The 12,168-nt window shown below is 54.0% G+C and carries 9 protein-coding genes and 1 tRNA gene; 1 reads left to right on the top strand and 9 read right to left on the bottom strand.

Features of this window, described 5'->3' with window-relative positions; translation table 11 throughout:
• Positions 1-167 precede the first annotated feature (167 nt).
• Both V3W27_RS15850 and V3W27_RS15855 read right to left on the bottom strand, forming a co-directional pair.
• Positions 168-1,046 carry a TIGR02391 family protein gene (locus V3W27_RS15850; RefSeq protein ID WP_330207029.1) on the bottom strand — a complete coding sequence of 293 codons (879 nt, stop codon included), beginning with the start codon at positions 1,044-1,046 and terminating at the stop codon, positions 168-170.
• Positions 1,047-1,413: 367 nt separating this feature from the next.
• Positions 1,414-4,806 carry a TM0106 family RecB-like putative nuclease gene (locus V3W27_RS15855; RefSeq protein ID WP_330207030.1) on the bottom strand — a complete coding sequence of 1,131 codons (3,393 nt, stop codon included), beginning with the start codon at positions 4,804-4,806 and terminating at the stop codon, positions 1,414-1,416.
• Between the two features lie 239 nt (positions 4,807-5,045).
• Between V3W27_RS15855 and V3W27_RS15860 the strand changes: the two genes are divergently transcribed.
• Positions 5,046-5,981 carry a 5'-nucleotidase gene (locus V3W27_RS15860; RefSeq protein ID WP_330207031.1) on the top strand — a complete coding sequence of 312 codons (936 nt, stop codon included), beginning with the start codon at positions 5,046-5,048 and terminating at the stop codon, positions 5,979-5,981.
• A 163-nt stretch (positions 5,982-6,144) separates the two neighbouring features.
• Here the strand turns inward: V3W27_RS15860 and V3W27_RS15865 are convergent, their stop codons facing one another.
• The 7 genes from V3W27_RS15865 to pheS all read right to left on the bottom strand — a co-directional run bounded on the left by V3W27_RS15865 (position 6,145) and on the right by pheS (position 12,113).
• Positions 6,145-6,837, bottom strand: a complete 693-nt coding sequence (locus tag V3W27_RS15865; RefSeq protein WP_330207032.1) for a hypothetical protein — start codon at positions 6,835-6,837, stop codon at positions 6,145-6,147.
• Between the two features lie 99 nt (positions 6,838-6,936).
• Entirely contained in the window at positions 6,937-7,332 is a 396-nt protein-coding gene (locus V3W27_RS15870; protein ID WP_330207033.1) for a hypothetical protein, read from the bottom strand.
• A gap of 551 nt (positions 7,333-7,883) precedes the next feature.
• A tRNA-Pro gene (locus tag V3W27_RS15875) sits at positions 7,884-7,960 on the bottom strand.
• 88 nt (positions 7,961-8,048) lie between these two features.
• Entirely contained in the window at positions 8,049-8,405 is a 357-nt protein-coding gene (locus tag V3W27_RS15880; RefSeq protein ID WP_003179985.1) for a MerR family transcriptional regulator, read from the bottom strand.
• Positions 8,386-8,688 carry an integration host factor subunit alpha gene (gene ihfA, locus V3W27_RS15885; protein WP_002553164.1) on the bottom strand — a complete coding sequence of 101 codons (303 nt, stop codon included), beginning with the start codon at positions 8,686-8,688 and terminating at the stop codon, positions 8,386-8,388. Before ihfA ends, V3W27_RS15880 begins: the two co-directional genes overlap by 20 nt.
• A gap of 3 nt (positions 8,689-8,691) precedes the next feature.
• Positions 8,692-11,070: a phenylalanine--tRNA ligase subunit beta gene (gene pheT / locus V3W27_RS15890; RefSeq protein WP_330207034.1), complete on the bottom strand. Its 2,379-nt coding sequence runs from the start codon at positions 11,068-11,070 to the stop codon at positions 8,692-8,694.
• Between the two features lie 26 nt (positions 11,071-11,096).
• Positions 11,097-12,113 (bottom strand): phenylalanine--tRNA ligase subunit alpha, encoded by a 1,017-nt coding sequence (gene pheS / locus V3W27_RS15895; protein WP_003226365.1) that lies wholly within the window; start codon positions 12,111-12,113, stop codon positions 11,097-11,099.
• Positions 12,114-12,168 lie beyond the last annotated feature (55 nt).

Consider the following 12,168-nt stretch of genomic DNA (forward strand, 5'->3'; position numbering starts at 1 on the left):
CGGCGATGATAGCACTTTGAAGTTTAGACACGCGCCAGTAGGGCTGCCAATGGAATCGACCACATCGCTCGGACAGCACCGACGGCCCTTCGCCAAGACGGTCAGTTTCAGGCAAAGAGGTGTCTACGAAACCTGGGGCGATTCATAACCAGCGCTTACTCCGCTCCTCATTCAGAGGAGACGACGTTGGTGATCCGCTCCACCGCCGATGCTTCCAAGAGATAGAGCTGGTTGATCAGCATGAACTCGCGCACGGCTTCCTTGGGATTGCAGAGGATTTCACGGTGAGCCCGGGGATTACGGTAGGCAAGAAAAACCGCCACGAACAGTCCCGCTTTTCCTGCCTGCTCGCCGCCGTCCAGATCGTTCCAGTGGAGCAGGGACTTGTCGCCCTCAAAAGCTTTCTTGAACAGATGAGTGCCACTCTTGTCGTAAATGCCTACTCTATCTCTGACAATGTCTTCTAATCGACGAAAGGCGGTATTAATCGCTGAGTCCGGACTCTCAAGGAGGCTGATCGCCAACTCTACAAGTCTCTCGTCGAGAAGCCCTAAATTGATAGCAGCAGGAAAGCATTGCTGAACATCACGGACGTCAGTTTCTCGCGGCAAATTTGGTTGTCGTAGGATGTAGTCGTAGAATCTAGTTGGACGAATAGGACAAGATTTTTCCAGTCTTTCCAAATCAGATGAAAGCAGGCATCCAGCCTCAATCCGTTGCTTCACCGCTCGATCGATGTCGTACTCTTCAATCTCTACGCTATGCAGTTGTAGGATCTTCAGAGCGGTGGAAAGCCCACTCGGCCCCTCTCCTGAATACCCCGACGTGAAGCCTGTCTTTATAAGCACCTGTCGCGCAGGGAATATTCTTAGTAAAAAACTATGCTCACCAATGCTTCCATCGAACCAAGATAAAATCCAGGCTGACTTGATCTGGCCGCCAGAGTTGATGATATTCACGATGGCGTCGATGGAATTCTGAGTAATTCCAGAACTACCGTGATACTCAATCCTGGCAACTTTGCTGATATCTACCGTTTTCCTCATTTTCGCTCCCTGACAATTGGAGTTTAGCTTATTGTAGTGTCGGACCGAACTGAATGACGTCCTGCAAATGGTCAGGTGAGATATGAGAGTACCGCATCATCATCGGCAACGAGGCGTTACCCGCAAATATTCTATACGTCTCGGAATTGCTCACCTTTAATGATGTAGTGGCTACCTGCGTAGCGTCACCGCCCTTCAACATGACATCTGTCCCGAAGATTTTTGCCCACAATATAGGACATCAGCAGAGGCTGAATCACTGGCCGGATAAACCCAAGCCAGCGTTCAAAATAACTTGACCACTACACCGTATCCATTACCTTGCGCGGTGTGCCCCTCAGAAGTCAGGGTTAGTACGCTCTTCTTCTCATATTCTCATCGCAAGTTCATCGTACCGACAGAAAGCATTGGCGAGTTGCATCTGGCGGGGTGTTCGGCATTGAGCCTCAAACAAAGTAGGCGACGCAACGAGTACACAAACACATTTTGCACGTGATGTAGCGACATTCAGTCGGTTTAGGCTGTAGAGAAACTCCATTCCACGCGGTGCATCGACGTAGCTTGATGTTGTCATCGAGTAAATGACGATCGGCGCTTCCTGTCCTTGGAATTTATCGACAGTTCCGATCCGAGCGCCCGAAATGCGGTCCTGCAACTCGAACACCTGCGCATTATAGGGAGCAATGATTAATATATCTTGAAGCGTTATCAGTCGCTCAACACCATGCCTGTCGATCCAGGTAGTGCCTGATGCAAGGATTTCCTCCACGAGCGTTCGAACGCAATCAGCCTCTTCCGGCGATGAACTCTGATTGCCTTCAGAAACGACTGCCACATAGCGGAGGCCTGAACCATTGAGGCGTCCGGGTGAGCGAATTGCTTGAGCCTCCAATCCTGGCCGAGGATGAAGACGCCCCTCGTAGAATAGTTCGGACGTATAGGAGCAGATGTCCGGATGAAGACGCCATGTCTCCGCAAGAAAAAGTCCTCGGTCAGACGCAATCGTCTGCTCTTCACCAAGAATATGATGCAGAGCTGAAACATCAGTGCCTTCTGGATGACTACCCTGCATCGGCTGATCGAGTTGTTGCGGATCGCCTAGCAACACAACGCTATTCGCCGCTTGTGATACAGCAATTACATTCGCAAGCGCCATTTGCGCCGCTTCATCAATAAACAGCACCTCTACGGAGTGCGCTGCATCAGGCGACGCCCACAGCCAAGCAGTCCCTCCTGCCACATTTGCTCTGCTGCCGATGGCGCTTAGCAAATCAGCATTGCTTTTTACAAATCGCAATCGCTGCTGATCTGGCTCCATCTCCGAAGTTTTTTGAAAGCAGCAAACATCAATTCCCATTTCTTCAGAAGCCTTCACAACTCCATCGAGAAGGTTGCGGATGACCTTGTGGCTATTGGCAGTCACTCCAACAGTCTTCCCGGCTTGTACGAGAGAACAGATCATGCGTGAGCCTGTGTGCGTCTTGCCGGCACCTGGCGGCCCTTGAATTGGAAGCAGCCCACTTTCGATATGTGCCGCAACACGGAGTGCGGCATCTAGGGCAGGCTCACCTTCATGCTGGATCGGTTGATTGTCTATACGAGGGGGCAGACGCATCAGAAGATCACGAGCGGCCTGAAAGGGTCCGCCTCCCTCCATCCCATGAGCAACGACATGTTCGCCGATGCGAACAAGCGCATTGGCGAGGACAGTAGTGTTAATAACTGTGTGGGAAAAAACTGCCTCAGGATGAATATTTGCACTGTCCCCTCTTTTCTTAATATCGACCCAACGTTCATCCAGAGAAATTGCGTCGACGCTGCCTAGCTTCCTGCCTCCTAAAGTGTGCAAATCCTCACTGCCGCGCATCTCCGTTTCTTGAGGAGGGAAGCCGTAGCGATGAATGGGTGCCTTAGCTGTTCCCCCATTCACGCCCACAAATGTTAGACCTGAAAGTCCAGCTCGCTCGTCGAGCAAATCTTCTGCCATAAGGTCAGAAAGGCGGAAATACTCCCACCAAAGCGCCTTCTGTTCTCGCCGATGCCAGTCGAGCGAATGCGCCAGAATCCATCGAGCATGCTCCTCGGCCGTGCGCTCTGCCGCATCAGTAGGAACCCCGTCCGTCAACCGTTCGATAAGCCCATTGATCGTCTCTTGCCATTCACCAAGTGCCTCGCTTGGCACGCTCTCAGATACTTCCGGTCGAGGAATGATATTGCCAACATTGATCAAGTTGGTGCGCCGTATTTCTAACCAGTCGCGAAGGCGCCATGTAGATACGCAGTCATCTCGGTTGTATCCAGTCACAACATAACGATCAGCATCATTGACGAATGCTAAATCTCCCAGTTCAAGACATGCTTGAACCTTAGCAAGCGCCATGTTTGCTTCTGAAAGCTCTGTATCTCGGATGAAATCGTATAAGGGTTCAAGCTTTTTGATCGAGTAACTTTCCACGCTCGCTCGCAGACCATTTCGTATCACGCTGTAAAGGTCAACAAAGCGTTTGGAGCGCAGAAGAGCATCAATCTCTTCTTCACGACTTGCATGCCGCCCCATCAACCGTTTTAGAGCAGCCGGCTCGTAGGGCGCGAAATGATAAATGTGCAGATCCGGGTATTGCTCCTGTCGAGCGACGACGAAATCGATGAAACGCTCGAAATTCAGTTTTTCCTCCTCACGAGATAGCGCCCAGTCAGCCGTGTAAGCGATGCCATTGCTACCATCAATAAAAGTATAACCAAACAAGTACTCAAGGCCGCCTTCCCCAGCAAATGGATCGCCCTCCAGATCGAAGAAGATATCCCCGACTGAGGGTTCGGGTAGGCTCGCTAAACCGAATCCTTCCGTCACAGGTAAAAGTTCGTGAAGCACGCTCCCTGCTTCCCGTCCCTCGACCTGAATGCGCGCCTGCTCTCGTACCCGCTCGTACGAATGTACTGCCCCGCGCGAGGGTCTCCATGGAAGCGGAACCGGCATTGCTGCTAGATCCGTCATGGTTTCAATGCCGTGCCGTCTTAACTCATCGATATGGACTTTGGTGATCCCGGCCACAAGCGAGAGATGGTCATCCTCTCGACGTTTCCGGTCGCAACGACTCTGCCAACGACAGATGTCGCAATGCTCCTTCGGTTCAGGATAGATCACCTCCCCCGCGTGCTCGATAGCAGCTACAAGGCTGCTTTTGACTCGTCGGAAGTACGCTGCGTAATCGTCCATTCGATACATCTGTGGCTCATACCCGGACCATGGGGCAACTACATAGCTATGCGTCGGGCAACCCCCTTGGATGGTGCCGACTAGATCGGCGTACAAGCATAGCTGCAAGACAGTTCCACCTTTGGTCTCACGAGCGAGCTTGGTATCGATCACCTCATAAGACCATGCTCCAAGATCGCTCTCGGCCTCTATTCGCCTGAGGACATCCGTGCGACCCACCCAACCATTCGCGCGAAACGCGCCTTGTACTATGATCTCATCCCCAGCGAACATGGCGCTCCTTGTGCGCTCAACCGATTCATCATCAACTCCGATACCGTCAATGATTGTGACGGATAGACCTTGGGATCGTAGGTGTTCGACAAAGCCTTGTTCATGTCGCGCGCCACGCTCCCAAAGTATCTGCAGCAATGGATCCCAGATAGCGGGGCGTTCTAGCTCGCCATTCGCCACCGCTAAGTCAAGGCTCGTTAAGTGCCGGCAGTTAAGATGTCCAACTAAGTCAGAAGCACTAAGAAAAATCGAATCGCCTAGCCTTTGCATTTGATTCCGACCTCATCAAAAGTCCATTCAGATGCTCTGTCGTCCAAATGCCAGCTCAAGTGACTTTTAGGATTAGCCAAAGCGAATACCCGCTCGTCGAGTGTAGTCAATAGCGAAAGATTCACTGTGGACAGAAAAACAGGCACTCAACATACCCCGTCGTGCGCTACCTTAGAGCTCCATCCAGATCACACCTACAGGGAAGATCGCGTGTACTCACTCACTCAGAGGGACATTTCATGCCCTACGATCTAGAGAATCGTCTAGTCATCGGCGTTGCATCTAGCGCCGTATTCGACCTGTCCGAGTCGGACGCAGTATTCAGAAGTCAAGGTGAGCAACACTATCGAAAATTTCAGGAAGAAAATCTGACAACCCCTTTGCCAAAGGGTATTGCGTTCTCATTCGTCAGGCGCTTGCTATCACTTAATGACCTGAGCACAGATCCTGAAAATGATCCCTTGGTGGAGGTGGTTCTACTGTCTAGAAATGATCCCGACACAGGACTGCGCGTGATGAAAACCATCGAGCATTACGGTCTGGGCATCACTCGCGCTATTTTCATGCAGGGGCGCTCGCCCTATGAGTTCATTCCCGCGTTGAACATAGCCTTGTTTCTGTCTGCCAACAAAGAGGACGTGGATGCCGCGATCAAGGCTCGCTACCCTGCAGGTCAAGTGCTGGACTCAACGATCGTCGATGACGAGCAGGACAACTCACTGCGTATTGCATTCGACTTCGATGGGGTATTGGCCGGTGACGAGTCCGAGGCGGTGATGCAAAGCCAAGGCCTTACGAACTTTCATGCCCATGAGGTTAAAAACGTGATGCAACCACACAATCCTGGTCCTTTGCAGGAGTTTCTCGTGCGCATGGGAAAGATTCAGGCTGCAGAAGAGCAGCGAAAAAAAGCCGACCCCAGTTACGAAAATCGTTTCCGCGTTTCTATCGTCACAGCGCGCAATGCGCCTTCACATGAACGGGCTTTAAATACGCTAAAAAGCTGGGGAGTGATGGCCAATGACGCGTTTTTTCTGGGTGGTATCGAAAAAAGGAAGGTATTGGGTGTGCTAAGACCGCATATTTTCTTCGATGACCAGTCGGGCCATCTACGTTCAGCCAGCACAGTAGTGCCATCTGTACATATTCCGTTTGGAGTCACCAACGAGGTTTAAAGCACATTGCTCGCTGCTCCATTGGTCTTGCCCTTAGGCTGCTGGCTAGCACAAGGAGGATTTTCCTTCTCCCAGCTGCTGGTGCCGTGCGGGCGTTTTGATCAAGTAACGGTTTTAAAGGTTTATAACGCTGATTGCGGCCCAGGCACGGATCATACTTCTTTCACTCAGGAGGAGTTATCTGGCTCTCAGGGCCTGATCCCGGGTTCGAGCGGTCGGCCCAGGTGAACAACGCCATTTCTACGTCTGCCACTCGCCAGCCTGTCTCTGTTGGCGCCGCCAGGAGATTACATCCCGGCCGGGCGATCTTCGCCGCATCGAGTTGCGTAACCAGGTCAGCGCAGAAGGCCTGGAATGCAACGTAGCCTCGGACCATCGAGTTTTCATTACTGTCGTAAATTTTGTTAAGCAATCCGGCTTTAAGCATTGCTTCGCGTATACGCCCATCAAGGCTGGCGTGCACATCCGGTCGCAAGAACCGCAGCAGCTTCGATGCATAGGTCAACCCGCACCCGGGGATCTGAAGCGCCGCAGTGATCGCGTCCTTTGGACTACCGATATTGGCAACGACTGGCTCGAAGATACTCAGCAGTGAAACGTTGCCCAGACCGACCTCAAATCTCATTCGGGGATCGTTCTTTCCGGCACCCCAGGCGAGAAGCTCACGGACATAGTCCGTCGGTGCGTCAGTCATAATCGTCTGTTTAACAAGCCAACTGCCACGGTCTTCTAACGACTTTATCCACGGAAAGGCGGGATATATGTCGCCCGGATACCCTCGTGCCTTGTGGTTAACGTTCGACCAGTTGTAGGCACGAAAGAAGGCAGGAAACTCATTGATATTTATGACGGACAAAATGCTTCCTTAGCGCTGTCCTGCGCCGGTAAATTCTTGCTAAGAGGTAAAAATTACTCATCGACGACACCACAAGACGCCTGAGTAAGGGAATTGGTATCAATGAGACTTTGATTGGACCTTGCCATCCACCAGTGTCACCGTCATGTAGACATACACTTCAGTGCCCCACGTGTAGACTTGAACCCTCCCCGTACTTGCGGCTTCTTTACCGGGTATTTTCACAATTTCTAGTACCTCGTCATACGTCATTCCCGGTTGTATCGCTTGGTACTGCCGCTCACTGATATTAGGGCGTTGTGCCCTAATTGTTTCAGCGCTAGGGAACCCAGTCTGCGACTGGTAGTTAACGGTATTGCCGTTTCCAGAAATGACCGGACTATTTGCCCCGTTGCTGCTCTGCGACACTGCGGTTCCTGGTAATACCAGCGCAGCTACTGACGCCAAAGCGCCTAAAATCCCCGCATACAAACCTATTTTTTTCATACTCACCATACGACACTCTAAGGAAGTAAATAAGGAACGTTGCCCGCAGGCACCCGAGAAACGATGCCATGGGACGTATGAAACCTAAACGCGGATCCACTCGCCAGGATCATCAGGTAACCCGAGAACAGACGTATCCAGCAACTCAAATGTTTTGGGGGGCAGCACTGAGCTAGTTGCATCACTTGTCAGATCATTGATCGCATGGGTAATGCTTCGATAGCTGCCCAGGCTCTCATCATCAAATACTAGGTGAAATCGCCCGTCAGTCGACTGGCCAATGTAGAAGGTACCAACCTGCGTCGGATACCTCAAAAGAGCTCGCATCGATTTGCCTCCCTGCATCGAGGCCAAAATGCCGTCGATCGTTAATGAGCAATGTAGCAAAAGCCACTATAAAGCCATCACACCTATTTCAATCCAATTAGCGCGATCAGGCAAGGCCTGGAGCAAGCCGTTCTGATAGAAGATTCCAGTAAGAGCCAGTCGTTTTGTAGGGGTAAAAACGACAAAAATAAAAAAGGGTCGCGAGATAAAATCTCGCAACCCTTTGAATTATATGGTCGGGACGGAGTGATTCGAACACTCGACCCCTAGCACCCCATGCTAGTGCGCTACCGGACTGCGCTACGCCCCGACTGGTTTGAAACCGGCCCTTCATCTCGAAGAGCGCTCAAGAATATAGCGCAAGCTCTTGAAAACTGGAAGTATTCAAACGCAGCTTTTTATTTCTTGAGCACCACCAGTACATCTTCAAGCTCAGCGATCATCTGGCGGATCATTTGCTTGTACTGGGTGGTGTCGTCTTTGGCTTCATCACCGGACAAGCGCAGACGCGCGCCGCCGATGGTGAACCCCTGATCATAAAGGAGCGCGCGGATCTGCCGGATCATCAGCACGTCCTGGCGCTGATAATACCGGCGGTTTCCGCGGCGTTTGACGGGGTTGAGCTGAGGAAACTCCTGCTCCCAGTAGCGCAGCACGTGTGGTTTTACCGCACACAGCTCGCTGACTTCACCAATGGTGAAGTAGCGTTTGCCCGGGATGACGGGTAGTTCGTCGTTATGACTTGGTTCCAGCATAAGCCTCAACTCGGGCCTTCAACTTCTGCCCTGGACGAAAGGTGACCACACGGCGAGCCGTGATCGGGATTTCTTCCCCCGTTTTCGGGTTGCGGCCAGGCCGCTGGCGCTTGTCCCGAAGATCGAAATTGCCGAAACCGGACAATTTGACCTGCTCGTTGTCTTCAAGAGCGTGCCTGATTTCCTCGAAAAACAGTTCTACCAATTCCTTGGCTTCCCGCTTGTTCAGGCCCAGCTCTTCATACAGACGTTCCGCCATCTCAGCTTTCGTCAAAGCCCCCATACGTCACTTCCTTAACGTGGCGTTCAACCTTTGTTCGAGCGAGGTGAGGATATTTTGCGTCGTCGAATTCACCTCATCGTCATTAAGAGTGCGCGATGGATGCTGCCAGGTCAAGCCGACTGCAAGGCTTTTTCTATCAGGATCAATACCTTTACCCTGATACACGTCAAACAGCCTGAGATCCGTGAGCCATTCGCCTGCATTTTCACGGATTACGTCCAATACAGCCGAGGCCGCAACGTCTTTGTGCGCGATCAGTGCAAGGTCACGACGCACTTCAGGAAAACGCGACAACTCGTGGAATTGCGGCATTTTTCCGGAGGCGACTTCAGCCAGAACCAGCTCGAAGACGAAGACCGGACGATCCAGGCCCAGGGCTTTGGACAACTCAGGGTGAATCGCACCGATAAAGCCGACTTCACGCCCGTCACGTTCGATGCGCGCGGTTTGACCCGGGTGCAGCGCCGGGTGTTTACCCGGAGCGAAAGTGAAGGTATCCAGTGCACCGGCAAAACCCAGCACCGCTTCAACGTCAGCTTTCACGTCGAAGAAATCGACGGTGTCGCGACCCTGCGCCCAACCTTCCGGCAGACGGCTGCCGCAAACAACACCCGACAGCATCGGTTCTTGCTTAAGACCTTCCAACTGACCGACGAAGCGCAGACCACTTTCGAACAGACGCACGCGATCCTGCTGACGGTTCAGGTTGTGCTGCAACGCCTTGACCAGACCTGGCCACAGCGAGGAACGCATGGCCGCCATGTCATTGGAAATCGGGTTGGCCAGCAACAGCGGCTCAACGCCCGGGTTGAACAGCTCGAACTGTTTCGGATCGATGAAGCTGTAAGTGATCGCTTCCTGATAACCACGGGCCACCAGCAGACGACGCAGTTCAGGCAATTCGCTGCGTGCTTCAGCCTTGGCTTGTGGCGCCAGACGCGCTTGCGGATAACGAACCGGCAGCCGGTTGTAGCCGTACAGACGCGCCAGCTCTTCGATCAGATCGACTTCCAGGCTGATGTCGAAGCGATGGCTTGGCACTTCTACGCGCCACTGCCCTGCGCCGTCAGCGGAGATCTTCAGACCCAGCGCGCTGAGCAGACGCTCGACCTGCGCCGAATCCATTTCCATCCCCAGCATCTGGGTGATGCGCTGAGCACGCAGGGTGATCGGCGCGATCGACGGCAGGTGTTGCTCGCTGACGGTCTCGATGATCGGACCGGCTTCACCACCGGTGATTTCCAGCAGCAGGCCAGTGGCGCGCTCCATGGCTTCACGGGCCAGTTGCCAGTCCACACCACGTTCGTAACGATGCGAAGCGTCGGTGTGCAGGCCGTAGGAGCGAGCCTTGCCAGCCACAGCGATCTGATCGAAGAACGCACTTTCCAGGAAAACGTCGCGAGTGGTCGCGGACACACCGCTGTGCTCGCCACCCATCACGCCGGCAATCGCCAGAGTGCGGGTATGGTCGGCAATCACCAGCGTATCGCTACGCAGGCTGACTTCCTGACCGTCGAGCAGAACCAGCTTCTCGCCCTCTTCCGCCATACGCACGCGGATGCCGCCATTGATTTCGGCGAGATCGAAAGCGTGCAGCGGCTGACCCAGCTCGAGCATCACGTAGTTGGTGATGTCGACGGCAGCGTCGATGCTGCGCACGTCGGCGCGGCGCAGACGTTCAACCATCCACAGCGGCGTTGGTTTGGACAGGTCAACATTACGGATGACGCGACCCAGGTAACGCGGGCAGGCGGCAGGCGCCAGCACTTCTACCGGACGCACTTCGTCGTGCACAGCCGCAATGGTCATGACCACCGGGCGAGCGACCGGCGTGTCGTACAGCGCACCCACTTCACGGGCCAGACCGGCCAGCGACAGGCAGTCGCCACGGTTCGGGGTCAGGTCGACCTCGATGCTGGCATCTTCCAGATCCAGGTACACACGGAAATCTTCGCCCACCGGCGCATCGGCCGGCAGTTCCATCAGACCGTCGTTGCCTTCACCGACCTGCAGCTCGGCTTGCGAGCACAGCATGCCGTTGGACTCGACGCCACGCAGCTTGGCCTTCTTGATCTTGAAGTCGCCCGGCAGTTCGGCACCGATCATGGCGAACGGAATCTTCAGGCCCGGACGCACGTTTGGCGCACCGCACACGACCTGGAAGGTTTCCGCGCCATTGCTGACCTGGCACACACGCAACTTGTCGGCATCAGGGTGCTGCTCGGTGCTCAGCACCTCGCCCACGACCACGCCGCTGAATATACCGGCGGCCGGGGTCACGCTATCGACCTCCAGACCCGCCATCGACAGACGAGCAACCAGCTCGTCGCGACTTATCTGCGGGCTAACCCAGCCACGCAGCCATTGTTCACTGAATTTCATCCTGCTCTCCTAAGAATTCGTTACGACTAGCGAAATTGCGCGAGGAACCGCAAGTCGTTGTCGAAGAACAGACGCAAGTCGTTCACGCCGTAACGGAGCATTGCCAGACGCTCGACACCCATGCCGAAGGCAAAACCGGAGAACTCTTCCGGATCGATGCCGGACATGCGCAGCACGTTCGGGTGCACCATGCCGCAGCCCATGACTTCCAGCCAGCCGGTCTGCTTGCAGACGCGGCAGCCTTTACCGCTGCACATCACGCATTCCATGTCGACTTCAGCGGATGGCTCGGTGAACGGGAAGTACGAAGGACGGAAACGGACGGCCAGCTCTTTTTCGAAGAACACCCGCAGGAATTCTTCGATGGTGCCTTTGAGGTCGGCGAAATTGATGTCGCGATCGACCAGCAGGCCTTCGACCTGGTGGAACATCGGCGAGTGGGTGATATCGGAGTCGCTGCGATACACACGGCCAGGGCAAACGATGCGGATCGGCGGCTGCTTGGACTCCATGGTGCGGACCTGTACCGGCGAGGTATGGGTGCGCAGCAACATGTTGGCATTGAAATAGAAAGTGTCATGCATCGACCGGGCCGGGTGGTGGCCTGGGATGTTGAGCGCTTCGAAGTTGTGATAGTCGTCTTCGACCTCAGGGCCTTCGGCGATGCCGTAGCCGATGCGGGTGAAGAACTGCTCGACTCGTTCCAGAGTCCGGGTCACAGGATGCAGACCACCGGAGGTCTGGCCACGGCCCGGCAACGTCACGTCAATGGATTCGGCAGACAGTTTGGCAGCCAGTTCGGCTTCTTCAAACAGAGCCATGCGCGCATTGAGAACGCCTGTAACACGCTCCTTGGCAACGTTGATCAGGGCGCCGACTTGCGGACGCTCTTCTGCCGGCAAATTCCCCAGGGTCTTCATCACCTGAGTCAATTCACCCTTTTTGCCAAGGTATTGAACCCGGATTTGCTCCAGGGCATTGATATCTTCAGCGCTTTGCACAGCCTCTAGTGCTTGAGAGACCAGCGCATCCAGGTTTTCCATGTACAGACTCCAGATACAAAATAGGGGAAGAGCTTGAAGGCTCTTCCCCTATTTA

This window comes from Pseudomonas sp. AM14(2022) (assembly GCF_036346455.1).
In the GTDB taxonomy this organism is placed as follows: Bacteria; Pseudomonadota; Gammaproteobacteria; order Pseudomonadales; family Pseudomonadaceae; genus Aquipseudomonas; species Aquipseudomonas putida_A.